Consider the following 23,550-nt stretch of genomic DNA (forward strand, 5'->3'; position numbering starts at 1 on the left):
TAAGAGGCATGAACAAAGGATTGAGAATTTCAGATCACTTTTCCCGGATTCATGATGCCTGCGGGATCGAACGATGTCTTGATCCGGCGCATCAGATCCAGTGCCACGGGCGATTTCGTTTCCGAAAGCTCCTTGCGCTTCAACTGGCCTATACCGTGCTCGGCCGAGATCGAGCCCTTATAAGAGCGGACAATGTCATGAACCCGCTTGTTGACCTCGACCCAGCGGGCAAGAAAAGCCTCCTTGTCGGCACCGACAGGCTGGGAAATGTTGTAGTGCAAATTGCCGTCGCCCATGTGGCCGAAGGAAACGATGCGTGCGCCGGGGATGAGGTCCAACACGGCCGCGTCGGCCTCCGCGATGAATTCCGGTATTCGCGCGACCGGCACGGAAATATCGTGCTTGATCGAACCGCCTTCCGGCCGTTGCGCATGCGACATGGCCTCGCGCATATGCCAGAAGGATTGCTCCTGGGCCGTGCTTTCCGCAATGGTCGCATCTTCAACGAGACCTGCCTCGAAGGCCTCGGTCAGGATTGCCTCGATGGTTTCCCGGGCATCTTCGGCGGACCGCGACGAGGAAATATCGATGAGGACATACCAATTGTGCCGTTCCTGCAGCGGATCGCGCACGCCGTCGGTATGGGCGACGGAAAATTCCACGCCGATGCGCGGCATGAGCTCGAAACCGGTGAGCGACGGGCCGGCATGGCTCTGGGCAAGGCCGAGGAGTTTCAGTGCATCTTCCGGACTGGCGAGCCCGGCATAGGCAACGCCTTTGCCCTTCGGCAGAGGGAAAAGCTTCATCACCGCGGCGGTGATGACCCCCAGCGTGCCTTCCGCGCCGACGAACAGATCCTTCAGGTCGTAACCGGTATTGTCTTTCTTGACATAACGCAGATCGTTGAGCACTTCACCCGTGGGCAGGACGACCTCGACACCAAGACAGAGCTCACGGGTGTTGCCATAGGCAAGAACCGCCGTTCCACCCGCGTTGGAGGAGAGATTGCCGCCAATCTGGCAGGAGCCTTCCGAGCCGAGGGACAGCGGAAACAACCTGCCTTCTTTCTCGGCGGCTTCCTGCAGCGTCTTCAACACAACGCCTGCCTCGACGATGGCGAGATTGCCAGCCGGGTCGATGGAGCGGATCCTGTTCAGGCGCGACAGGGACAGAATGACCTGCTGACCGCTTTCATCCGGCATCTGACCACCAACAAGACCTGTATTTCCACCTTGCGGGACGATTGCCGTGCCGGTTTGCGTCGCCAATTTGAGTATGGCCGATACTTCTTCGACTTCTGCAGGCCGCAGGACCAGTGATGTCCTGCCGCCGAATTTCTCACGCGGCTCGATCAGATAGGGTTCGATGTCGTTCGGATCGCGCAGCGCGTGTCTGTCACCGACAATCGCAACAAAACGCTCTACAAGTTCTGGCGTCAGGGTCATTTTATCTGTTCCACAGTCATCGAGGGTATCCGCGGCGCGGCAGCACGGACAAGCCGGTCATTGATGGCTTCGCCAAGTCCGTTGAAGGGGATCGGCTCTACCGCGATCACCGCACTGCCGAGGCGGTCGAGGCGTTTCATATAATCGAAGAGGTTGGCGGCGGCTTCGCGCAGATTACCGGCCTCGCTGAGATTGAGACTTGCCGCGGCCAGATGGGCACCACTGGCGCGCACAGGGCCGAAGGCAAGCAGTGCCTCCCCTTCCCGCACCTCATGCACATTGAGCCGCACGCCCGCCGCCGGCGCATAGTGCGAAGCCATCATGCCAGGCGCTTCGATGGCAGAGCGCTGGTCGATGCGTTTGAGCTTGTCACCGATGAGGGCTTCTATTTCTTCCGCGGCGAGCCCGCCGGGCCGGAGCAGCAGCACTTCAGCACTATCGACTTTGACGATTGTTGATTCCAGCCCGACCTCGGATGGACCCGCGTCGAGGATCAGCGCAATCTTCGAGCCAAGATCATCGGCAACCGCTTCGGCGCTCGTTCCACTGATCTTGCCGGATGTGTTGGCGCTGGGGGCGGCCAGCGGCCGGTCCAGCGCGGCGATGATCTTTCCCGCAACGCCGCGCGGCATGCGCAGCGCTATCGTATCAAGACCCGCCGCGACCAGAGGATGAATAGCCGTGTCCGGTTTCAAAGGCAGTACGAGTGTGAGAGGCCCCGGCCAGAAGGCATCCATCAGCCTCCGCGAGAGAAGATCGATGACGGCATAGCGTTCCGCCATGGCGATGTCGCAGACATGGCAGATCAGTGGATTGAAATGCGGCCGGCCCTTCGCCTCGAAAATGCCGGCGACGGCATCTCCATTGGTGGCGTCGGCGGCAAGTCCATAGACTGTCTCGGTGGGGATGGCGACAAGCTTTCCCCCGGCGAGCGCAGTGGCTGCCGTCCGAATTGCCTGCTCATCTGTTCCTATGATCCGGGCCAAGGAAATCTCCAGTAATGCGCACTGCCTACACGATGGGAACGGTCTGCTGCAAGCATCGGCTGATGAACACACCGAATGAGGTCATGATTAAAATTGAATCGTTCCGGAATAAGGCTTGGCAATGAATCGCTGTTAGGAGTGAGGCAAGAAACGAACGGGGATTGATTGTCATGCTTCGCCAGATCATTGCCGCGACTGCCATAGCGCTGCTCACAGCATCCGCTTATGCGGGGGATTCCATCGTGATGATGGGATCATCGGCAAAGCCGAATTCGGTCTCCTATGTCGGCTATGACAGTTTCGATGCGAACGGCAATCCGATCTGCACACCCTGTCTCGTTCAACGCGCCGAAGAGGCCGCACGTCTTGCGGCCTATGCGGCGCGGCGCGAACGTTCACGCCAATATATGGCGCGTCTGCAGGGCAATGAGACCCCGGGTTCCAACTCGCTGATCGCCGCCAACGCCGCACCACTGGTCCCTGCTGTCGAACCCACGCCCGAAAAGGCCATTGCCGATGTAGCCGCAACGCCGCTTCGAGCAGGCGTGCAATAGACAGGCGCGAAGAGACGCGCCTATCCGCTTATTATCCAACGATTTTCGAAAAGTCCGCAACAGTGCTTGTCGCCGTGCGAATGCGCGAAAGCAGTGCCAGCCGATTGGCGCGGATGTCCGTGTTCTCGTCGTTAACCAGCACTTTCTCAAAGAATGAATCAACTGGTTCACGCAACACGCTAAGTGCGACCATGGCGCCGGAAAAGTCTTCCTTTTGAATCGCTTGCGCGGCCTGGCTCTCAGCTTGATTCATCGCAGCGTGCAACTGCTTTTCCTCATCCAGACTGAAAAGCCCGGCATCGACCGTCTCAGTGACAACCGTGCCCTTCTTCTCTTCAGCGCTCAGGATATTGGCGGCACGCTTGGTGCCGGCCAGAAGGTTCTTGCCGTCTTCCGTATTGAGGAACACGACCAGCGCTTCCACGCGGCGCGCGATCAGCAGCAGATTGTCGGCGCCTTCCGTGAGGACCGCGTCGATGAGATCATGGCGCGCACCGAGTTCGCGCAGGTGCACTTTCATACGCTCATGGAAGAAGCCGAGCAGGTCGAGGAGAATGGGCTGGGACCGTTCGGAGAGCTGGCCACGAATGCGTTTCTCGAAGCCCGCGATAGCGTTAGTGACGTCCTCCTCGCCATCCACATCGCCAGAATCCTGTGCCTTCTGGTCTTCCTCGAAATGTTCGATGCGTTGCTCGATCTTTTCTTCGCGCATCTGAATGAACGCTGATTGAAACAATGGCAGCAGTTCGATTTTCCAATCACTGGACAGCAGCAGGCGAATGACGCCAAGGGCGGCGCGCCGCAGGGCAAAGGGATCCTTCGAGCCTGTCGGCTTTTCATCGATGGACCAGAAGCCGACAAGCGTATCGAGCTTGTCTGCAAGCGCAACGGCAACGGAAACCGGATCGCTTGGCACGAAGTCGGACGGACCCTGCGGCTTGTAATGTTCCTCTATGGCAGCAGCTACGGAAGGATTTTCCTTCTGCAGCAGTGCATATTTGCGCCCCATGCCGCCTTGCAATTCCGGAAACTCGCCGACGATTTCCGTCGTGAGATCCGCCTTGGCCAATACAGCAGCCCGCATAGCCAATGCAGGATCGGCGCCCACAAATGGGGCAATGTCACGAGCGAGCGCCCTGATACGGGTCACGCGTTCGCCCTGTGTCCCAAGCTTGGCATGGAAGGTGACATTCAACGCATCGAGCCGTGCCATGCGCTGGTCCAGCGGCTTTTTCAGGTCGAGGTCAAACTTGATCGCGGCCGGCGCAAGCGTGTGCATATCCGGCAGGTCGTGCTGGTCAGTGTTCCAGAAGTAGAGCGCATCGGACAAGCGTGCGCGAACCACCTTGCCATTGCCATAGGCGATCTCGCGGCCGCCATCGGTCGCCTGGATATTGGATACGAGAATAAACTTGTTCGACAGCCTGTCGCTCTCGCCCGCATTGCGCGTGACGAAGCATTTCTGGTTGGTCTTGATGGTAAGGCGAACGACTTCCGGCGGGATCGCGAGGAATTCCTCCTCGAACTCACCCATCAGCACCACAGGCCACTCGACCAGTCCTGATACCTCTTCCAGGAGCCCTTCGTCTTCGACCAGCTCAAGACCGGATGCGAAGGCAATATTCTGGGCGTCGGAGAGGATCATTTCCTTGCGGCGATCCGCGTCGAGAACAACCTTGGCCTTTTCAAGCTTCGCCACATAGTCGTCAAAGCGGCGAACCGTGATCGGCTGACCGTCGCTCAAGAAGCGATGGCCATAGGTGACATTGCCTGCGCGCAAACCGTCGATCTCGAAATCGATGACAACCGGCTCTTCGGTTTCGGGACCGAACGTGCAGACAATCGATTGCAGCGGCCGCACCCAGCGCAGGCTGCCGGGCTTCGAGGACGCAGCGCCCCAGCGCATGGATTTCGGCCAGGGAAATTCGCGGATAATCTTCGGCATCAGTTCGGCGATGATTTCCTCGGCGCCGCGGCCGGGCTTGGTCAGGTGGGCGACATAGAAATCACCCTTCTTCGGATCAGTATGAACATGCGCCTCGGAGATATCAGCGAGGCCCGCGGAACGTAGAAAGCCTGCAATGGCCTGTTCGGGCGCGTTCACGCTTGGGCCCTTGCGATCCTCGTGCACGTCCTTGGAGCGGGCCGTCAGTCCACGAATATCGAGAGTAAGGCGGCGCGGCGTCCAGTAATCGCCTGCGGCCTCATAGGTCAGGCCGGCCTCAACAAGACCATCGGTCACGAGCTTCTTCAAGTCGCCCGCAGCCTTGCGCTGCATGCGTGCGGGAATTTCCTCCGAGCGGAGTTCGAGCAAAAGATCAGGCATTATACGGACTCGCTTCTGAAGTTTGCACCACCGGCTTCCGTCAACAGGAAGGCCTCACCGCATTGCCGGGCAAGATTGCGAACCCGCAGGATATAGCTCTGCCGTTCGGTCACCGAGATAACGCCGCGCGCATCGAGAAGATTGAAAGCGTGCGAAGCCTTGATGCATTGGTCGTAGGCAGGCAGCACCATCTTGTGCAGCGGGCTGTTGTCACCTTCCTTCGGTGCGCCGGCGCGCAAGAGTGCCTCGCATTCGGCCTCTGCGTCCTCGAAATGCCGCAGCAAGGTGGCGGTATTGGCGTGTTCGAAATTATGGCGCGAATATTCCTGCTCAGCCTGCAGGAACACGTCGCCATAAGTGACTTTTTCGTCGCCTTCGAGACCGTTGAAGTTCAGATCATAGACATTGTCGACGCCCTGCACATACATGGCGAGGCGTTCCAGGCCATAGGTAAGCTCGCCGGAAACCGGGGCACATTCGATGCCGCAGACCTGCTGGAAATAGGTGAACTGCGAGACTTCCATGCCGTCGCACCAGCACTCCCAGCCGAGGCCCCAGGCACCCAGCGTCGGGCTTTCCCAGTCATCCTCGACAAAGCGGATATCGTGCATCAGCGGGTCGAGACCGATCGCGCGCAGCGAGCCAAGATAGAGCTCCTGCAGATTGGCTGGCGATGGCTTCATGATCACCTGGTACTGGTAGTAATGCTGCAGCCGGTTCGGGTTCTCGCCGTAGCGCCCGTCCTTCGGGCGGCGTGATGGCTGCACATAGGCCGCCTTCCAGGGCTTTGGTCCGAGCGAGCGCAATGTGGTTGCTGGATGGAACGTACCGGCGCCAACTTCCATGTCGTAGGGCTGCAGGATCACGCAGCCATGCTGGGCCCAATAATTATGAAGCGTCAGAATGAGACCCTGAAACGAGCGGGTCGGCTGCATATGATCGGGGAGTGGAACGGACACCGGACGGCCTTTTTGACGAGAAGGAATGGAGTGCACGTCCTAAGACGTGCAATCTGGCCGGTCAAGCAAAAGGAGGAAATCAGCCCTTCTTGTCAGGAGCTGGTACAGGTGCAGGTTCGACGGGCGGCTTCGGCGCATCGACGCCATTCTTGGCGACACCCGGCTCCTTTTCATCGGGAAGCCCGTTTTTCAACTTGGCTTCGATCTTGATCAGGTCTTCCGGCTCGGGCTTCGAATCGCGCGCATGCGCCCACTGGAACGTTGCTTCCAGCTTGCGGCCAGCCCGCCAGTACGCATCGCCAAGATGATCGTTGATCGTGGCATCCTCCGCCCGCAGCTTCACGGCCTGCTCAAGCTGGGTGACAGCCTCGTCATAGCGGCCGAGGCGATAATAGGCCCAGCCGAGGGAATCGACGATATAACCGTCCTGCGGTCGCGCTTCGACGGCCTTCTTGATCAGATCAAGACCCTGTTCGAGCTTGATGTTCATGTCGATCCAGGAATAGCCGAGATAGTTCAACACCTGAGGCTGGTTCGGGTAGAGCTCGAGCGCCTTGAGGAAATTCGGCTCGGCCTTGTCCCATTCCTTCAGACGTTCATAGGAAATCCCGCGCTGATAGAAGATCGTCCAGTCGTTGCGGGTCGGTGCCTCGAGGGAAGCGACAGCCTTGTCATAGGTATCGGCCGCTTTCCTGTAGTCCTTATCCTGAGAGTAGATGCTGCCAATCGCCAGATAGGTACGCATATCCTCAGGATCACTCGCGAGCAGGCCGTCGAGGTGCTGGATTGCCTCATCATTGCGCTTCAGGATCGCCAAATTGATTGCGAGCTGCGTTTCGGCGTCGCGGCGATAGGCGGAATCGTCGGAGATACGGCCGAAAAAGTCGATGGCCTTGTCCGGCTGCTCCAGTTTCGCGCTGATATCGCCGAGCTGATAGAGAGTCGCATCGTGATCGGGACGAAGCGGCAAGGACATCTGCAGATAGAGTTTGGAGAATGCCTCACCGCCATTGCGATTGATGGCCGTGGCAAGCGTGTAGAGTACTTCGGCAGCGCCCTGTTGCGACGTCTGTATCAAGGGCTTGACGGTCTTGGCATTCGCGATCTGCTTGCCGAACTCGACAAGGACCATGCGGCCCGAAAGCACGTCGGTTGCCTCCTTGACCAGTGCCTGCGCCCCTTCGCGGTCGCCTGACCGGACCTTGAACGACGCATAGGCTTCAACGAGGCGTTCATAGGTATCGGGAGCGGCAGCCACATTGGCCTTGTCATCGAGCGCACTTTGGTAGAAAGCCGCAGCCTTGTCCCTCTGCCCTGCCATATCCGCGATCAATGCGGAATTATAGACCTTGAACAGCGTAAAGCCTTCAGGCCCCTGCAACTTGTCAATCATGGACAAGGCTTCATTCGGCTTGCCAGCTCCGGCCTTGGCCCAGGCGGAAATCAATCCAGTGATCATGCGATCCAGGTCGGACTGGAGCGACAGCATCATCAGGGTGTTGACCTTCTGATATTGCTTCCTGTTGAGCGCATCGATACCGAGCGCCAGGCGCGAAAACCGTTCGATTTCCGGAACAGCCTTGAGTTCTTCCGCGATCGGCAGTGCCTGCTTGAACTGACCGTCGGTCAAGAGAACCAGAAGCAGGCTTTGACGCAGCTCGGTGTTTTTCGGATCATAAGCCAGCGCTTGCCGGTAAAAGGAGATGGCGCTGGCAAAATCATTGCTGCGCTCAGCGGTGCGCGCGGATAAAAAGGCTCCGGATAAGGTACCGGCATTCAAGGCAGGCGTATTGCCGGTTGCGGCGGATACCGGACCTGCGCCGACGACAAAGGCAGCGAGTGTTGCGCCCATAACGGAGCCAAGCAATTTACTGCGCTGCATGTCAAAAACCCTTCTTCACTGTCCCAATTTGAAATGATCGTCCGAATCCTCAGGGAAACCATGGCCTTTTTACGGTTTTCTCTCAAGATCATTGAAAGATTCGGATGCCGGCTACGCTACGCCTGCAAGCGCGCTCACGCGAGTGCGCATCAATTGACGCGGCTGATGCAAAAATCGATCACTTCGAGAAGTGCGTCCTTTTGCGGTGATTTATCGAGCGGTGCCAATGCGTCCCTGGCGATACCGCCAAAATGCCGCGCGCGCTGTATTGTATCACCAAGTGCGCCATAACGCGTCATCAATCCTTTGGCTTTTTCCAATCCCTTGTCGTCGTTCGCGCCGTTTTCCAGCGCATCGCGCCAGAAAAGCCGCTCTTCCGACGTGCCGCGCCGGTAGGTCAATACGACCGGGAGGGTGATTTTTCCCTCGCGGAAATCATCGCCGGTGTTCTTGCCCAGATCCTTGGCATTGCCGCCATAATCCAGGGCATCGTCAACAAGCTGGAAGGCGAGACCGAGATTGAGTCCATAGGAGCGCAGTGCCTGGCGGTCCGTCCGCGACGCGGATGCGATAATGGGGCCGACTTCGGCTGCTGCAGAGAAAAGCGCCGCCGTCTTGGCCTTGATCACGGCAAGATATTCATCCTCGGTGGTTTCGAGATTCTTCGCGGCAGCAAGCTGCATGACCTCGCCTTCGGCAATGACCGACGCCGATGTCGCAAGCACATCGAGAGCTTCGAGAGAACCGACATCCACCATCATCTTGAAGGCCTGACCGAGGAGGAAGTCCCCGACAAGAACGCTGGCCTGATTGCCCCAGATCATGCGTGCAGTGCTCTTTCCGCGGCGCAGATCGCTCTCGTCGACCACATCATCGTGCAGCAATGTAGCCGTGTGCATGAACTCGACGCTGGTTGCGAGCTTGACGTGCCCATCGCCCCGGTAACCGAACATGCGAGCCGCTGCGAGGGTAATCATCGGGCGCAACCGCTTGCCACCTGACGAGATCAGATGGTTGGCAACTTCCGGAATCATCTCGACGTCAGATCCGGCTTTCGACAGGATCAGCTCGTTGACACGGCCCATATCCGCCTTCGTCAGATCGATCAGTGGTTGAACCGATCCGGTATTGTTTTTCTTATCGTCAAGACTGACAACGACGCCCAAAACGAAACTCCTACGGTTCTGGCATGATGCGGCGACACCTTATTTTGACAGCCTATAACCCGCAAGCGGCGAATTGGCGCGCAAAAATAGCAAGGCTTACAAATTCGTGATAAGGCCCATGACCAAGCCAAGGCGTTTTGCTCTATCCCATATCGGTAATGACATGATCGAAATAATGCGTACCAATGACCTTGTCCTGATTTCATTTGTCGAATCCTTACTGAAGGAAGCCAGGATCAATTACTTCGTTGCAGATTCGAACATGAGCATCCTGGAAGGGTCACTCGGCGTTCTCGCGCGGCGCGTCATGGTCGACGAGGACTGCGAAAACGAAGTTCGACAGCTTCTCAAGGATGCCGGAATCGAACAGGAGCTTCGCGACTGACCTATGCTCGATGCTCCGCATACGATCGATGCATTTCATCGCGGCCGGTTTCATCTGCTGCAGCCCGCCGCCAAAGGACATCGCTCGGGCGTCGATGCAATGATCCTCGCAAGTGTCGTGCCGAATGAATTCTCCGGCCGTATCGCCGACCTCGGCGCCGGTGCCGGAGCTGCGGGCCTCGCGGTTCTCTCCCGGTGCCCCGGTGCACGGGCATCGCTGATCGAACGCTCGGACTTCATGGCCGATTTCGCCCGACGTTCGCTGGCATTGGAGCAAAACAAAGCATTTGCCGAGCGTGCGGACGTGATCGAGGCGGATGTAACATTGACAGGCAAGGCACGCGTTGCGGCGGGCCTCAGCGACAACAGCTTCGATTTCGCCATCATGAATCCACCCTTCAACCTCCCGACCGACCGGGCAACACCCGACCCGGTCAAGGCGGAGGCCCATGTCATGACACAAGACATGATGGAGCGCTGGATCAGGACGGCAGCGGCTATCGTCAAGCCCGGCGGGGCGATCGGCATCATCGCCCGGCCCACATCGATCATCGACCTGCTTGACGCGTTGCAGGGGCGGTTCGGCGGCTTGATCATCGTTCCCGTACAACCAAGGCCACAGGACGCCGCCATCCGCATTGTCATAAAAGGCATCAGGGGCAGCCGTGCGGGCCTGTCTTTGTATCCAGCCCTCGTCATGCATCACGAGACCGGAAATGGCTTCACTGCACGGGCAACTTCAATCAACAATGGGCTGGCATCGCTGTTTTAGTCCTTGGTACCATTGCGAATTCCTGCGCGCAGCCTACATGCTCGTGACGGAACATCTCGAGAGGAGACACGTTTGGCCCGATTCATCCGGAAATTACTGCCCCGCCGCTGGCGTCCCGACTATCTGGAAATACCGGTTGTCCGCCTCCAGGGCGTGATCATGAGCGGTGGCGGTCCATTCCGGCAAAACCTCTCGCTCGCATCGACAGCTGCCGTCCTGGAGAAGGCATTCGCCGAAAAGGATGCACCGGCTGTGGCTATTTCCGTCAATTCTCCAGGTGGCTCGCCCGTGCAATCGCGGCTGATCTACCGGCGCATTCGCGATCTGGCGGAAGAGAAGAACAAGAAGGTCTATGTGTTCGTCGAGGATGTCGCGGCATCCGGCGGTTACATGATTGCCGTTGCCGGCGATGAAATCATCGCAGATCCCTCTTCCATCGTCGGTTCCATCGGCGTGGTTTCGGCCAGTTTCGGTTTCACCGATCTTATCAAGAAAATCGGCGTCGAACGCCGGGTGCATACGGCCGGCAAAAACAAGGCGACGCTCGATCCCTTCCGGCCCGAAAACAAGGAAGACGTAGAACACCTGAAGGCGCTGCAGCTCGAAATCCACGGAACCTTTATTGATCTCGTCAAGGAAAGGCGCGGCGAAAAGCTCAGCGACAATCCCGATCTCTTCACCGGCCTGTTCTGGACAGGAACGCGGGGTGTGGAACTTGGACTTGTCGATGGCCTTGGCGACATGCGCTCCTATCTTCGGTCGCAATATGGCCCGAAAACCCAGCTAAGGCTGATTTCTGCGCCGCGTGGTCTGTTTGGGCGCAAGGTCCCGTCAGTCGACATCAAATTTGATGGGATCGGCTCTGGTTTTGCCAACGGGCTGATTGATGCCGCCGAGGAACGCGCGCTTTGGTCGCGCTTCGGATTGTAATTCGGCTATAGAGTATTTGGGCCCCAAGCCCGGTCCGTGATATGGTCACTATTGGAATGACATCGGTAATCGGGGTTTTCAGACGATGGCACAATTGATCTTTTTTGCTCTTGTCGGTGCCGCGGCCTACTACGGTTATCGCTCCTTCAAGAGAGAGGCACAGCGGGTTTCGCAGCGCGTGCGCGAGGCGGAGAAGGAAGTGCAGAACCGTGCACAGGGTACGCTGGTGAAAGATCCGGAGACCGGTGAATACCATCTGCGCAAAGACTGACCGCAATGCTTGACAGCCTAGAGCGGAATACATTCAGCCTGATCGCACCGGCGAAGATCAATCTGGCACTGCATGTGACCGGACGGCGCAGCGACGGCTATCATCTGCTGGATAGCCTGGTGGTGTTCGCTCACTTTGGCGACAAGCTCAGCGTGAAGCGTGCATCCGCCGATTCCTTCGAGATGTCTGGTCCGTTCGGGCGCCATCTGCCGGACGACGGCAGCAACCTTGTCCTCAAGGCAAGGGATGCGCTGCGCCAATATTTTCCCGAGCAAGCCACTCCGGTGGCCATACATCTTGAAAAGTATCTTCCGATCGCCTCCGGCATCGGCGGCGGGTCGAGCGATGCTGCTGCAACGCTGCGCGCCTTGACAGCACTTTGGGGCATTGAAGCAGAACCGGCGCAGTTGGCCGAAATCGGCCTGCTCCTCGGCGCTGACGTCCCCATGTGCCTTCACGGCCAGCCGCTCGTCGCACGGGGCATCGGCGAAGATATCGAGCGCCTGGGCTCCTTTCCACATTTGCCGATGGTTCTCGCCAATAACGGCGTATCAATCTCGACACCGCAGGTGTTCGCAGCGCTGGAAAGACGTGACAATCCTCCCCTGCCCGCAATGCCTGCCCTATCCTCGGTTGACGATGTCTGTGTCTATCTGGCCGAGACCGACAATCACCTGTTTTCGGCAACTGAAAAGCTGACACCAGCAATCGGCGATACTATGAAAGCGCTGCAAAACACGGCTCCGCGGCTGGTTCGCATGTCCGGCTCGGGCGGCACCTGCTTTGCGATTTATGACAGCGACAGCGAGGCGGAGACCGCGGCAGCGACGCTTAAACAGAGCAAGCCGGACTGGTTCGTCGTTGCCACTCACAGCATCACGGAAGGAAACTGATCTTGGCTCGCTTCGATGAGACACGCCCGTTTGTACCGGTCAAGATCGCCGTCCTGACGGTTTCCGATACCAGGACGCTGGAAGACGACAAGTCGGGCAGCACGCTGGCCGACCGGATTCTTGCCGCTGGCCACACCTTGGCAGAACGCTCCATCGTTACCGATGATCAGGAGAAAATTCGCAATCGCGTTCTCTCGTGGTCGAAGGATCCGCAGATCGACGTGATCATCACCACCGGCGGCACTGGCTTTACCGGACGCGATGTCACGCCCGAAGCGCTGGAACCGATCTTCGAGAAGCGCATGGACGGCTTTTCCGAGGTCTTTCATCGCGTTTCCTATGACAAGATCGGTACATCGACGATTCAGTCACGGGCGACGGGCGGCGTGGTCAATGCGACTTTCGTTTTTGTGATTCCGGGCTCGCCCGGCGCCTGCAAGGATGCCTGGGATAATATTCTGCAATACCAGCTGGATTACCGGCACATGCCGTGCAATTTCGTAGAGATCATGCCGCGCCTCGACGAGCATCTGAAGCGCAGCGGAAAGAGCTGAGGCCTTACTTCAGTGCTGCGGGGATAATTTCCGCCCTGAGCCGCTTCATTGCAAGTCCGCGCGCCAGATCAACCGCCTTCTTCCCAGGATTGAACAGCGCCATCGACTGGCGCTTGGAAATCAGCAGTCCATCCGCCAGAGGATTGCCGGGTGAGAAAACGCGGCTGAGAAACGGCCGGCGATGCGTATGCGACCGCGTAAAGCATGCCGGACCCTGCATGCGCTCCACATGTACGGCCACCGGTTCGATCCATCCATCAAGCAATCGTGCCCCAGGTTCGAGAAACAGGAACCAGTCACTGCGCGCCCGCCTGAACCCGTCAATCAAAGGCTGGTCCTGCAAAAAAATACAACCTGCCTGATCCGCGACCCGGTGCGTTTGGTCAACGGAGCCATGATCGATGATGATCACATCGCTCAGCAGGCCCTCGACGGCGCCGCCCACCAGACCGCTGAGCGTTCTGGCCAGGAGTTCATCCGAATTTTGGGTTTCAATCAGGACGGAGATCATCAGGAGCCAATATAGTATTATTAAACGAATTTCCATCACTCCTTTTGGCGCAGATTGTTCTTGCTTTGTTCTCAAGATTTGTTAGGAATGTATTCATGTTGCGGCTGTGATGAGCGACCAGATTCGCTCGGGTGGCAAGGAGAATGCAAATGAACATCGTGGTGCAAGCGGACAAGGCCGCCTTCGGGCAAGGCCGCGCACAACATGCCAATGCACTGATCGAGGAAGCCGGACTTCGGGTCGACCAGGAACGCCGCCGCGGGCGTGGAGCCGGCATGAATCCGACCGGGCGCTTCGAAGCGGAAAGCCGCCATGTCTACGACGATGGCTGGGAAACCATCGAGAATCTGCCGCCGTTCAAGACCGAAGTTCAGATCGAGAAACCACGCACGATCATCACCCGCAATGACTCACCCGATATCAGCTTTGACCGTTCGATCAATCCTTATCGCGGTTGTGAACATGGGTGCATCTATTGTTTTGCACGGCCGTCCCATAGCTATATGGGCTTGTCTGCCGGACTGGATTTCGAGTCCAAGCTTTTTGCCAAGCCCGACGCGGCAAAGATGCTGGACAAGGAATTGTCGAGGCCCGGTTATACGGCAAAGACGATCGCAATCGGCACCAATACCGACCCCTATCAGCCGATCGAGAAGAAATGGCGCATCATGCGCGATATCTTGCAGGTGCTGGAAGCACACCAGCATCCCGTTGGGATCGTTACGAAATCTGCGCTTGTGATGCGCGATCAAGACATTCTTGCGCGCATGGCCGAGAAGGGTCTCGCCAAGGTTGCTCTGTCCGTGACGACGCTTGACGGCAAGCTGGCGCGCACCATGGAGCCACGCGCGTCAACTCCGACGCGGCGACTGCAGGCGCTCCGCAGCCTTTCCAACGCCGGTATTCCGGTCAGCGTCATGGTGGCGCCGGTCATTCCCGGTCTCAACGATCACGAGATCGAACGCGTACTCGACAGCGCCCGCGCCATGGGCGCCCTGGAGGCCGGCTACGTGCTTCTCCGCCTGCCGCTCGAAGTCAGTCCGATCTTCAAGGAGTGGCTGCTTCGCAACTACCCGGACCGCTATCGCCATGTTCTGTCGCTGGTGCGGTCGATGCGTGGCGGCAAGGATTACGATGCGGAATGGGGCAAACGCATGCGCGGCGAAGGTCCCTATGCCTGGCAGATCGGTAGGCGTTTCGAGATAGCCGCAAGGCGCCTCGGCATCAACCTTTCGAAGCGGCGGCTGCGGACGGATCTGTTTTCATCAACGCCGGGAAACGAGCAGCTGTCGCTGTTCTAACCTTCTGAAATCCGTCAGGCAGATCCCCATCCGGCCTGACGTGACCTTGGGTAGCCCCGCCCCATCAGCTACCTAAGGACTTGCAGAGAATCAGAACGAATGCGAGTCTCGTCGCAACATGGCTCGATCGCGTTCTGATTCTCTGCTTCTTCCCCTCGAACCTGGCAAACCGGATTTTGCCAGCGAGCGCAAACTCATGCGCAGTGGAATAGAATTTATCGTCGGCATCGATGAGGCCGGGCGCGGGCCGCTGGCGGGTCCGGTGGTGGCTGCAGCGGTCATTCTGAACCCGAAGAAAATCCCGGACGGGCTCGACGATTCGAAGCGGTTGACCGCACAACGCCGCGAAGAACTCTTTGATATTATTACAGATACAGCGCTAGCCTGTGCTGTGGCGAGCATTTCGGCGCCCGCCATCGATGCAACCGATATTTTGAAAGCTGCCCTCGAGGCGATGCGCCGGGCTGTATGCGGACTCTCCATCTTGCCGGGTCACGCCTTGATTGATGGGCGCGATGTGGCGCCTGGCCTGCCCTGCCCGGCAACGGCCCTTGTCAAGGGCGACCAGCGCTCCGTATCGATTGCCGCTGCTTCGATTCTCGCCAAGGTGACACGCGACCGGATGATGGCTCAGACCGGAAAATATTTTCCGCTTTACGGCCTTGAGTCGCATGCCGGCTATGGTACCGAGTTTCATCGCAATGCCATGGAGACGCATGGACCTGTCACTGGCTTGCATCGCTTCAGCTTTTCACCGCTGAAAGACCGCCAGTTCTAGCCGACGCAACTCTCCACCATCAAAAATCAATCGATGGTTGAATTTCCTGTATGAGAATCGGGATTTGTCGTGCAGGAATCGCCGATCCTTGTACGAGTTTCGGCAGTTTCCGTACCAAACCTCCACGAAATTCAGCCCGGCTTACAAACATCCAAAAGGAAAGCCGCCTTGCGGCGGCTTCGTTCAAGTTCGATTCTGCCCGTTCTTAGTTGAGGCGGGATTTCACTTCAGTCAATGACGACTTGAAGAAGTCAGCCGATGTCTTGGCATCGACCTTGTCGGCCAGGATGCGGCTAGCGGCGGCAACTGCGATATCGACTGCCGAGGCGCGAACTTCGTTGACGGCCTCGACCTCGGCCTGGGCGATCTTCTGCTCGGCGAGCTTCTTGCGGCGGGTAACATAATCCTCGGTCTTCTTCTTGGCTTCCTCAAAAAGGCCGTGGGCTTCACGCTGCGCGATGGCAACGATCTCGACTGCCTCTTTCTCGGCTTCCTTGCGCTTGCGCTGATATTCGGCGAGCAGCGACTGTGCTTCCTCACGCAGGCGGCGGGCTTCTTCCAGCTCGTCGCGGATGCGATCCGCACGGGCATCAAGCGATTTGCCGACAACGCCGGGAACCTTGAGATAGACGATCAGTGCGAGAAAGATAACGAGACCGACCAGGGCGTAGAATGTTGCGTCCAATTCCATAGTAGTTCTCCTCAGCCCCGCACGGCTTTGACCGCGGCGGAAATGCTTGCCTTGTCGACAGTTCCGCCAACGATCTTCTTGACGATCTCTGCGGCCGTGTCTTCGGCGATCGTACCGACTTCCTTCATCGCCTTGTCCTTGATGGCGGCAATGCTGGCCTCGGCGTCGCTCAGTTTCTTTTCCAGCTCAGCCGAAATCTTTGACTGCTCGGCATCGGACTTGGCCTTGGCCTCGTCGTGGGCTGTCTGGGCGATGCCGCCGGCCTTCTTCTTGGCGTCGGCGAGTTCCTGCTCGTAGGCAGCAAGTGCGTCGTCCGAGTCCTGTTTCATGCGGGCAGCCTGATCGAGATCGGTGGCGATGCGATCGCGGCGTGTCTCGATGATACCGCCGATGCGCGGCAGAACCACGCGCGACAGGAACAGGTAAAAGACTGCGAATGTCAGAGCCAGCCAAAGGATCTGCGATGCAAAATGGCTGGAATCAAAGGGCGGGAAAACAGCTTTTTCATGAGCCACACCGGTTTCCGAATGTGTCTCAGTGGCATGGGCGTCAGGCGTCGTTCCCGGTGCTACCGTTTCGGTATGCGCCGGCGTTTCGCCCTGAGCGACGATTGTTTCCGTTGTGGATGCGGCGGCATAGGCCGATGACACAAACATGCGTTGTCCCCTTGAGTAGTCTTCAAACGATATACTGGCCGCGCCAGGCGCAGCCAGTATTAGCTGTTCTTTGAATTAAACAGCGAAGAGAAGCAGAAGAGCGATGAGCAGCGAGAAGATGCCCAAAGCTTCGGTAACGGCGAAGCCGAATACCAGGCGGCCGAACTGGCCATCAGCTGCTGAAGGGTTGCGCAATGCACCGGAGAGATAGCTGCCGAAAATATTGCCGAGGCCGAGGGCCGTTCCGGCCATACCAAAACAGGCGAGACCTGCACCGATGTACTTTGCTGCTACCGGATCCATATTAAACTCCTTTGGATAGAATGCTCATTGATAGATTTACGTTTGGCGGAAACCCGCCGGTGAAGTTTTTCTTAGTGACCGCCAGGATGCACTGCATCGTTCAGGTACATGCAAGTGAGTACCGTGAAGACGTAGGCCTGAAGGAAAGCCACCAGGAATTCGAGACCGGTCAGCGCGACCGTCATGGCGAGCGGCAGGATCGAGCCGCCAATACCGAGAGCTCCAAGAGCGCTCAGCGAAGCAACGAAACCTGCGAAGACTTTCAGCGTGATATGGCCAGCAAGCATGTTGGCGAAAAGACGAACTGAAAGGCTGATCGGACGGGAAAGGAACGAGATGATTTCAATCGGCACCACAAGCAGCAGCAGCGGCACGGGTACGCCGGATGGCACGAAGACGCCGAGGAACTTGAAGCCATGCTTGGCGAAGCCGTAGGCGAGAACCGTGCCGATCACGAGAACGGCAAGCGCGAAGGTGACGATGATCTGGCTGGTTACGGTGAAGAAATAGGGGAACATGCCGAGCATGTTGGCGACGAGAACGAACATGAACAGCGAGAAGACGAACGGGAAGAACTTCATCCCCGCGCTGCCCGCTGATTCGCGCAATGTCGACGCCACGAATTCATAGGCCATCTCGGAAACCGACTGCAGACGGGTCGGGATAAGGCCGCGATTGGAAGAAGTCAGATAAAGAAATGCCGAGGCCACACCAACCGTGGCGACCATAAAGGCCGACGAATTGGTGAAGGACAGATCAACACCGCCCACATGCAAGGGTATCCATTGCGTGATGTGGAATTGATGAATCGGATCGTTGGACACTCTAACCTCGTCTATCTCGTACCATTCCTGACGGCATCTACCGCCAAGACTTATTCCGGTTTGTCGTGATCGACATCTTTAATAGATGTCACACCACGGTTTTCCGCCACACGTCCTGCAGAGCGCAGGATATTCAGCGTTCCAGCACAAAAACCCAGGAGGAGCAGAATGATCAGCCCCCAAGGTGAAGTACCCAAAAATCGGTCAGCTAACCAGCCCAACCCCGCACCTACCAGAACGCCCGCGATAAACTCGCTCGACAGTTTCATGGCCTGCGCGACACCGGAGGCGGTTTCCGTCCCCATGCCTTGCGAACCGGTTTTCGCTCCAGCGCCCTTGGAAACAAGTTTTGCTTCCAGAGAACGGCGGCGTCTATCCAGCTCATCCGAAGTCAGTATCTTCCCGGCATCCGGCGTGTGACCGACAGAACCTGACTTATCGGGATCTTTCCCCGTGGCCAATGGCATGTCCTTTTCACGCTGAATGCGAGGCTTCACCCCCGCTTCGAAGTCGCGCGCAACATATTGTTACGATCCGCGCTAGTCAAGGCGCTGACCTTAGACTCTCCAAGGTAATTTTCGCGCTGAAATTCAATATGTTAGCCAAATATGACTATATGTCTCACCTCTCGAAGCAAGATTCGTGTCGAAATCCTTGCTGTTCAGGTGAGCAATGGACGTTTGATCTACCGCTGTACGGGGACAATTTCGAAGCTGCCCACACTATCTAACTCAACCCTGCGTTTCTTGCGGAGCCTACCAATCCAATCGATAAATGGTCGCGATCGGAGTTTGAGGGTTAAAGCAGAAAGCACCGAGCCAGCCAGTGCATCGAAGAGATGGCCGCTTCGACCTTGGGCAAAGGCCCTGCCCTCAAACCTGGAGGTGGAGCAATGTGGTATAAGCCACTGAGCATCCCCCTGACAATGAAAAGGACCCGAACAGGCTGGCAAGTCGTGTTCCGGGTCCAATTCATATAGTCAGGAACGGGGGACGGCTGAAAGCTCGTTCCCCACTCCATGAACAATTTAGCAGTTTCCGCCCAGCTTCCAAGTGTCTTCGAGCTAAGCTTGGGCTTGCTCACGGCCGATCTGTCACAACCGCCTGTTCAATTCTGTTTACCCACGGTCATGGCTGCCCGGAAGTCTTCGTCGGGGTCGAGGAAGGTGGTCTCGGCACTGGCGCCGACCGCATCGAAGAACCGGCTGACAAAGCTCCGAAATGCGGCGCAAAGGGCGATATCGCAGATTTCAGGATCGCTGAAACCGACGGAGCGCAATCGATCGATGTCATGCTGGGAAATCTGCGTGGCGTCTTTTGTGATCTGCTCGGCATAAGCCAGCATCTCGACGTCCCTGTCCGACAGGCCAGCAGTGCGAAAGTCCCGCTGGACAGCCAGTACCGCCACTTTCGACCCGAGGTCACCGATCAGTTGTTGGCTATAGACGTGCGAGCAGTAGGTGGACGGTACGTGCTTGGCAGCGACTAATGTAATCAAACGCCACTCTCTCAGACCCAGCGAGAAACCCGAGCGGATCTTGCTGGAGAAATCGGTGTAAACCGGGAGAAGATCAGCGCGTGAGGTAAAACACCTTGTTGCCGCCATGATGAAACCGAGTTGCGATTTCTGTGCATCGTATATTTCAGCAACCCTGCCGGTCGCTTCTTCTTCACCAATCGTCCGCAAGAACATTTCCCACCCTCCAACAAAGCGTTCGCCATCAACTGTCCAATAAATCGCAGGCATGGCCCGCGGCGCAATCAATCTATCGGTCTATATCTTCGCGTATTTACTCCAATGATGAAACGTTCATAGTGCTGTTCAATAATTCAAGCCCGGAGCGGACGTTCGCTTTAAAGTGATGGTCGTCAACAGGGGAACGAGCGTTAGAACGGCGAAGGACGGACGTGCATCAGGAAGTCGGATTAATAGCGACCGTTGCCATCGGCTTCGTGTTTGCAGCCGTATTAGGCTATATCGCAGATCGCCTGCGTTTGCCTCCGCTCGTCGGATATCTCGTCGCAGGCATCCTGATAGGATCCTACACACCGGGTTTTGTCGCTGACAGCCAGCTTGCTGCCCAACTCGCCGAGATGGGCGTGATCCTTCTCATGTTTGGCGTCGGCCTGCATTTTTCGACTTCCGATCTGTTGGCTGTGCGCGGAATCGCCATCCCCGGAGCACTCGGCCGGATACTGTTCGCGACACTGCTCGGTGTCGGTTTGAGCTCGTGGTGGGGGTGGAGCCTTGGAGCCGGATTGGTGTTCGGCCTCAGCCTTTCCGTCGCCAGCACCGTGGTGCTCCTCAAGGCGCTCGAAGAGCAGAATATGGTGGACTCGGTGAATGGCCGGGTGGCCGTTGGCTGGCTGATCGTAGAGGACCTGGCAATGGTGCTCGCACTCGTGCTACTTCCTGCCTTCGCCGGGCCTCTCGGCGGTCACGCGGACGCGACTGCCGGACAAACCGCAGCTGGGGGCGACATCGCGCTAACGATAGCCTTGACATTGCTCCAGGTCGCGGCATTTGCCGGCATGGCGGTATTCTTCGGGCCCAAAGTCGTACCATGGATACTCACTTTGGTTGCGCGCACCGGCTCACGCGAGCTGTTCACACTTTCCGTTCTCGCGATCGCCCTCGGTATTGCCTTCGGGTCGGCCGAGATATTCGGGGTGTCTTTTGCGCTTGGCGCATTTTTTGCCGGCGTGGTGATGAGCGAATCGCACCTCAGCCACCGGGCGGCCGCCGATTCGCTACCGTTGCAGAACGCGTTCTCGGTTTTGTTCTTCGTTTCCGTGGGAATGCTCTTCGATCCATCAATCCTCATCCGCGATCCGATTGCGGTGATCGCCGTACTGGCTCTCATCGTCTTCGCTCGGTCGGCGATAGCATTCGGCATCGTTCTTCTGCTGCGCTATCCCGTCGGAATGGGCCTTTCCGTAGCGGCAGGTCTCGCTCAGATCGGTGAATTCTCCTTCATACTGGCCGGCCTTGGCGTTTCGCTCGGTCTTTTGCCGCGTGAAGGACAAGACCTGATCCTTGCCGGCGCCATCCTGTCGATCACGGTGAATCCGCTCGTTCTGCTGGCGGGTGAAGGGCTGCAAAAAAGCATCCGCTCCGCTTGGCCAGCATTTTTTGAAAGCTATGGCAAACGAAAACATGAAACCCTTTGCCGTGAACTGGCGATCATCAAGACGCGAACCGACGAACGAAACCGACAACATCAACTGGAAATGCAGCAGCTGATCGAGACATTTCCGATGTTTTCGCAGGTCGGGGAGGATTCCCAGGAAGAGCTGCTCTTGCTGTTCAGGCCAAAGTCGGCACTACCGGGTCAACGTGTCGTTCGGGTCGGGGACCGGGGTGACGGCATGTATTTCATTTCGTCCGGTGCTGTGGAGGTTCAACTGGATGACGAAAACATTCCTCTCGAAGCAGGTGCCTTTTTCGGAGAGATGGCGCTCTTGAGCGGCGGGCGCCGCACCGCTGATGTTGTCGCAGTCGACTTTTGCGAATTCCTGGTCCTTGAACGCCGGGACTTCCATGTATTCATGTCACGGCATCCGGCATTGCGCGCTGCCGTCAGTAACATGGCAAGGGAGCGAACAGAAATGAATGTGTCGCGCCGAAAACGCGACCAGTCGTTGGATGCCACCTGATCGAATGAGCTCACTCAACCCAGCGTTTCTTGCGGGTTCCTTCAAACCAAACAATAAATGAGCGCGATAGCGGTTTGAGGGTGCAAGCAGAAAGTACCGAGCCAGCCGGGTGCATCGAAGGGATGGCCAGTTCGACCTTGGGGCAAAGGCCTTGCCCTCAAACCTGGAGGTGAAGCGAATGTGGTACAAGCCACTGAGCATCACCCTCATAATGAAAAGAACCCGGACGGGCTGGACAATGTCTATCCGGGTTCAATTCCATTTATGAGGAACGGGGGACGGGCGAAAGCTCGTTCCCCACTCCAGGAATAATATAGCAGCTTTCAGGCGGTTTCCAAGTTGCCGGATATCAAATCCAGCCGCCGCCATAGGTGCGGTAGAAGATGTGCTGGCCGATCTTGTCGATGCGCTTCATGGTATGCGCCCAGTTCGCCCGCACATAGACTGCATGGTAATGCGTGGCCGAGCCGATCTCGGGCAGGAAAATTCGTCCCGACGTGACGGCCATGGCGACCTCTTGCGCGACTTTCCATTGCTTTGGCTCGGTTACGTTCAGCTTGCGCCCTTCGCAGGCAAAGGAGAACTGGCAGCGGTTGATCCAGTCATTGTTCTGATAGACAACCTTGCAAATGGTCTTCGGATAGGCGGGGTTGCGGACACGATTGAGAATGACCTGTGCGACCGCGGCCTGGCCTTTGACGCTCTCGCTTCTCGCCTCAAAATAAATGCCTGTCGCCAGGCATTTCTGTTCTTCCTTGGTAAAGACAACCGGTGGCAGCGGTGTAGCCAGCCAGTCGTGATCGCCCTTGCCGAGCTGAGGGATGAACCGGCCCGGTTGTTTGGGTTCGTTCAGGATCGTGTCGAAGGGCGATGTCTTGGAATAATCCGGCGCAGCGGGCGCATAGCCGAGTGCCAGAATGTCAGGCTGATCGTTGTTGATCAGGCTCGCCAGCATTGGCGGGACGTCGTCAGCTGGCTTATCCGGGGCACGGTTGTGGAAGGCGAGCGCGATCTGAATTTCCTGGCCGGCGATCTTCGGCTTGGCAAACGCCATCTCGACCTCGACGCCATGGGTCGGGCGGATGAGCAAGCTGGAGCGCTGCAGGATCGAGCCGGCGCTGAAGGCTTTCGGCGGTGCTTTCCTGCTGACTGAAACGATGCGGCCCTGCTTTTCGCTACGGTTGATACGGTCTTCATCGGGCGTTGCGTCCGGCGACTTTTGTGAACCGTTGATGGCGATGGAGCCTATGCCGGGGGCGTCGACGCCACTGGCCGGCACGCCCGACGTGATGGCCTTCTCGTCGACGAAAGACATATTGGCTTTCTGGATCGATCCGGCCGGTGATTTTTCGAGATAGGAGGTCCAGCGGCCCTGGCCGGATTCGGAGCCCGACAAAAGACTGGCCATATCCTGGTAGGCGGTGACCGTGGGCGAAAACAGATAGATCGCCGCACCAATGATCAACGGACCCATGTAATGCCGATTTGTCCGATTCTTCAGCCGGGAGCTCGATGCCCGTAAAAACCCAGAGAAACGCACGCCGATACCCCACTCACAACCGAACAATTCTGGTCGTAAAAATGAAGCATTAACCTTGATGGAGAGTTAACGAGGTCGGGAGAATTCGATCGACGCAACAGTTCAGCTTGAAGGCTCAACGGTCATGCCGATTATCTCTCCCCTCGCGGGAGAGAAAGGATTTTCTTG

24 protein-coding genes are annotated in these 23,550 nt (G+C 57.6%); 10 read left to right on the forward strand and 14 right to left on the reverse strand.

Annotation, left to right across the window (positions count from 1 at the left end):
- Window positions 1-29 precede the first annotated feature (29 nt).
- Both BLM14_RS13490 and BLM14_RS13495 read right to left on the reverse strand, forming a co-directional pair.
- Window positions 30-1,445 carry an FAD-binding oxidoreductase gene (locus tag BLM14_RS13490; RefSeq protein WP_099999826.1) on the reverse strand — a complete coding sequence of 472 codons (1,416 nt, stop codon included), beginning with the start codon at window positions 1,443-1,445 and terminating at the stop codon, window positions 30-32.
- Window positions 1,442-2,431 (reverse strand): L-threonylcarbamoyladenylate synthase, encoded by a 990-nt coding sequence (locus BLM14_RS13495; RefSeq protein WP_099999827.1) that lies wholly within the window; start codon window positions 2,429-2,431, stop codon window positions 1,442-1,444. The genes BLM14_RS13490 and BLM14_RS13495 overlap by 4 nt, the downstream gene beginning before the upstream one ends.
- 170 nt (window positions 2,432-2,601) lie before the next feature.
- On the opposite strand from BLM14_RS13495, the gene BLM14_RS13500 reads away from it, so the two are divergent.
- Window positions 2,602-2,985, forward strand: coding sequence for a hypothetical protein (locus tag BLM14_RS13500; RefSeq protein WP_099999828.1), 384 nt, complete (start codon window positions 2,602-2,604; stop codon window positions 2,983-2,985).
- A gap of 31 nt (window positions 2,986-3,016) precedes the next feature.
- On the opposite strand, the gene glyS is transcribed toward BLM14_RS13500, so the two are convergent.
- The 4 genes from glyS to BLM14_RS13520 all read right to left on the reverse strand — a co-directional run bounded on the left by glyS (window position 3,017) and on the right by BLM14_RS13520 (window position 9,318).
- Window positions 3,017-5,311 (reverse strand): glycine--tRNA ligase subunit beta, encoded by a 2,295-nt coding sequence (glyS, locus tag BLM14_RS13505; protein WP_099999829.1) that lies wholly within the window; start codon window positions 5,309-5,311, stop codon window positions 3,017-3,019.
- A complete protein-coding gene (locus BLM14_RS13510) occupies window positions 5,311-6,246 on the reverse strand; it encodes a glycine--tRNA ligase subunit alpha (protein ID WP_418314232.1) in 936 nt (311 codons plus the stop codon). The genes glyS and BLM14_RS13510 overlap by 1 nt, the downstream gene beginning before the upstream one ends.
- 103 nt (window positions 6,247-6,349) lie before the next feature.
- Window positions 6,350-8,152, reverse strand: a complete 1,803-nt coding sequence (locus BLM14_RS13515) for a tetratricopeptide repeat protein (protein ID WP_099999831.1) — start codon at window positions 8,150-8,152, stop codon at window positions 6,350-6,352.
- A 149-nt stretch (window positions 8,153-8,301) separates the two neighbouring features.
- Complete coding sequence (locus BLM14_RS13520) at window positions 8,302-9,318, reverse strand: polyprenyl synthetase family protein (protein ID WP_099999832.1); 1,017 nt, start codon at window positions 9,316-9,318, stop codon at window positions 8,302-8,304.
- Window positions 9,319-9,481: 163 nt separating this feature from the next.
- On the opposite strand from BLM14_RS13520, the gene BLM14_RS13525 reads away from it, so the two are divergent.
- From BLM14_RS13525 to moaB, 6 genes are all read left to right on the forward strand, one after another.
- Window positions 9,482-9,703 carry a putative signal transducing protein gene (locus tag BLM14_RS13525; protein ID WP_100001311.1) on the forward strand — a complete coding sequence of 74 codons (222 nt, stop codon included), beginning with the start codon at window positions 9,482-9,484 and terminating at the stop codon, window positions 9,701-9,703.
- A 3-nt stretch (window positions 9,704-9,706) separates the two neighbouring features.
- Window positions 9,707-10,474, forward strand: coding sequence for a tRNA1(Val) (adenine(37)-N6)-methyltransferase (locus tag BLM14_RS13530; protein WP_099999833.1), 768 nt, complete (start codon window positions 9,707-9,709; stop codon window positions 10,472-10,474).
- 72 nt (window positions 10,475-10,546) lie between these two features.
- Window positions 10,547-11,404 carry a S49 family peptidase gene (locus tag BLM14_RS13535; RefSeq protein WP_099999834.1) on the forward strand — a complete coding sequence of 286 codons (858 nt, stop codon included), beginning with the start codon at window positions 10,547-10,549 and terminating at the stop codon, window positions 11,402-11,404.
- Between the two features lie 85 nt (window positions 11,405-11,489).
- Window positions 11,490-11,675 carry a hypothetical protein gene (locus BLM14_RS13540; protein WP_099999835.1) on the forward strand — a complete coding sequence of 62 codons (186 nt, stop codon included), beginning with the start codon at window positions 11,490-11,492 and terminating at the stop codon, window positions 11,673-11,675.
- Between the two features lie 5 nt (window positions 11,676-11,680).
- Window positions 11,681-12,568: a 4-(cytidine 5'-diphospho)-2-C-methyl-D-erythritol kinase gene (locus BLM14_RS13545; protein WP_099999836.1), complete on the forward strand. Its 888-nt coding sequence runs from the start codon at window positions 11,681-11,683 to the stop codon at window positions 12,566-12,568.
- A gap of 2 nt (window positions 12,569-12,570) precedes the next feature.
- A complete protein-coding gene (gene moaB, locus BLM14_RS13550) occupies window positions 12,571-13,122 on the forward strand; it encodes a molybdenum cofactor biosynthesis protein B (protein ID WP_099999837.1) in 552 nt (183 codons plus the stop codon).
- Window positions 13,123-13,126: 4 nt separating this feature from the next.
- Here the strand turns inward: moaB and BLM14_RS13555 are convergent, their stop codons facing one another.
- Window positions 13,127-13,669: a glycosyltransferase gene (locus tag BLM14_RS13555; protein ID WP_099999838.1), complete on the reverse strand. Its 543-nt coding sequence runs from the start codon at window positions 13,667-13,669 to the stop codon at window positions 13,127-13,129.
- Between the two features lie 107 nt (window positions 13,670-13,776).
- Here BLM14_RS13555 and BLM14_RS13560 point away from each other — a divergent pair, with 107 nt between their 5' ends.
- Together BLM14_RS13560 and BLM14_RS13565 are read left to right on the forward strand one after the other, a co-directional pair.
- Entirely contained in the window at window positions 13,777-14,934 is a 1,158-nt protein-coding gene (locus tag BLM14_RS13560; protein WP_099999839.1) for a PA0069 family radical SAM protein, read from the forward strand.
- A gap of 118 nt (window positions 14,935-15,052) precedes the next feature.
- A complete protein-coding gene (locus BLM14_RS13565; protein WP_099999840.1) occupies window positions 15,053-15,712 on the forward strand; it encodes a ribonuclease HII in 660 nt (219 codons plus the stop codon).
- 205 nt (window positions 15,713-15,917) lie between these two features.
- Here BLM14_RS13565 and BLM14_RS13570 read toward each other — a convergent pair whose 3' ends face one another.
- The 6 genes from BLM14_RS13570 to BLM14_RS13595 form a co-directional block, all read right to left on the reverse strand.
- Window positions 15,918-16,397, reverse strand: coding sequence for a F0F1 ATP synthase subunit B (locus BLM14_RS13570; protein WP_162293200.1), 480 nt, complete (start codon window positions 16,395-16,397; stop codon window positions 15,918-15,920).
- 17 nt (window positions 16,398-16,414) lie between these two features.
- The gene (locus BLM14_RS13575) at window positions 16,415-17,059 is read right to left on the reverse strand and encodes a F0F1 ATP synthase subunit B (RefSeq protein ID WP_099999842.1); all 645 of its coding nucleotides are present in this window, start codon (window positions 17,057-17,059) and stop codon (window positions 16,415-16,417) included.
- Window positions 17,060-17,134: 75 nt separating this feature from the next.
- A complete protein-coding gene (locus BLM14_RS13580) occupies window positions 17,135-17,362 on the reverse strand; it encodes a F0F1 ATP synthase subunit C (protein WP_008125314.1) in 228 nt (75 codons plus the stop codon).
- A 71-nt stretch (window positions 17,363-17,433) separates the two neighbouring features.
- On the reverse strand, window positions 17,434-18,186 hold the full coding sequence (locus BLM14_RS13585; RefSeq protein ID WP_099999843.1) for a F0F1 ATP synthase subunit A: 753 nt from the start codon (window positions 18,184-18,186) through the stop codon (window positions 17,434-17,436).
- Window positions 18,187-18,236: 50 nt separating this feature from the next.
- Window positions 18,237-18,647, reverse strand: a complete 411-nt coding sequence (locus tag BLM14_RS13590; RefSeq protein ID WP_418314233.1) for an AtpZ/AtpI family protein — start codon at window positions 18,645-18,647, stop codon at window positions 18,237-18,239.
- A gap of 646 nt (window positions 18,648-19,293) precedes the next feature.
- Window positions 19,294-19,950: a carboxymuconolactone decarboxylase family protein gene (locus BLM14_RS13595; RefSeq protein WP_237143365.1), complete on the reverse strand. Its 657-nt coding sequence runs from the start codon at window positions 19,948-19,950 to the stop codon at window positions 19,294-19,296.
- A 143-nt stretch (window positions 19,951-20,093) separates the two neighbouring features.
- Between BLM14_RS13595 and BLM14_RS13600 the strand changes: the two genes are divergently transcribed.
- A complete protein-coding gene (locus BLM14_RS13600; protein WP_099999845.1) occupies window positions 20,094-21,842 on the forward strand; it encodes a cation:proton antiporter domain-containing protein in 1,749 nt (582 codons plus the stop codon).
- Window positions 21,843-22,191: 349 nt separating this feature from the next.
- On the opposite strand, the gene BLM14_RS13605 is transcribed toward BLM14_RS13600, so the two are convergent.
- Window positions 22,192-23,316 (reverse strand): cell wall hydrolase, encoded by a 1,125-nt coding sequence (locus BLM14_RS13605; RefSeq protein WP_237143366.1) that lies wholly within the window; start codon window positions 23,314-23,316, stop codon window positions 22,192-22,194.
- Window positions 23,317-23,550 lie beyond the last annotated feature (234 nt).

Origin of the sequence: Phyllobacterium zundukense (genome assembly GCF_002764115.1) — a bacterium.
GTDB classification, from domain to species: domain Bacteria; phylum Pseudomonadota; class Alphaproteobacteria; order Rhizobiales; family Rhizobiaceae; genus Phyllobacterium; species Phyllobacterium zundukense.

Excerpts from the sequence above, each read along its gene's own strand:
- BLM14_RS13490 (WP_099999826.1), bottom strand. The coding sequence starts at position 1,445 with ATGACCCTGACGCCAGAACTTGTAGAGCGTTTTGTTGCGATTGTCGGT.
- BLM14_RS13500 (WP_099999828.1), top strand. The coding sequence starts at position 2,602 with ATGCTTCGCCAGATCATTGCCGCGACTGCCATAGCGCTGCTCACAGCA.
- glyS (WP_099999829.1), bottom strand. The coding sequence starts at position 5,311 with ATGCCTGATCTTTTGCTCGAACTCCGCTCGGAGGAAATTCCCGCACGC.
- BLM14_RS13510 (WP_418314232.1), bottom strand. The coding sequence starts at position 6,246 with ATGCAGCCGACCCGCTCGTTTCAGGGTCTCATTCTGACGCTTCATAAT.
- BLM14_RS13515 (WP_099999831.1), bottom strand. The coding sequence starts at position 8,152 with ATGCAGCGCAGTAAATTGCTTGGCTCCGTTATGGGCGCAACACTCGCT.
- BLM14_RS13525 (WP_100001311.1), top strand. The coding sequence starts at position 9,482 with ATGATCGAAATAATGCGTACCAATGACCTTGTCCTGATTTCATTTGTC.
- BLM14_RS13530 (WP_099999833.1), top strand. The coding sequence starts at position 9,707 with ATGCTCGATGCTCCGCATACGATCGATGCATTTCATCGCGGCCGGTTT.
- BLM14_RS13540 (WP_099999835.1), top strand. The coding sequence starts at position 11,490 with ATGGCACAATTGATCTTTTTTGCTCTTGTCGGTGCCGCGGCCTACTAC.
- BLM14_RS13545 (WP_099999836.1), top strand. The coding sequence starts at position 11,681 with ATGCTTGACAGCCTAGAGCGGAATACATTCAGCCTGATCGCACCGGCG.
- BLM14_RS13555 (WP_099999838.1), bottom strand. The coding sequence starts at position 13,669 with ATGGAAATTCGTTTAATAATACTATATTGGCTCCTGATGATCTCCGTC.
- BLM14_RS13560 (WP_099999839.1), top strand. The coding sequence starts at position 13,777 with ATGCAAATGAACATCGTGGTGCAAGCGGACAAGGCCGCCTTCGGGCAA.
- BLM14_RS13565 (WP_099999840.1), top strand. The coding sequence starts at position 15,053 with ATGGCTCGATCGCGTTCTGATTCTCTGCTTCTTCCCCTCGAACCTGGC.
- BLM14_RS13575 (WP_099999842.1), bottom strand. The coding sequence starts at position 17,059 with ATGTTTGTGTCATCGGCCTATGCCGCCGCATCCACAACGGAAACAATC.
- BLM14_RS13580 (WP_008125314.1), bottom strand. The coding sequence starts at position 17,362 with ATGGATCCGGTAGCAGCAAAGTACATCGGTGCAGGTCTCGCCTGTTTT.
- BLM14_RS13605 (WP_237143366.1), bottom strand. The coding sequence starts at position 23,316 with ATGGGTCCGTTGATCATTGGTGCGGCGATCTATCTGTTTTCGCCCACG.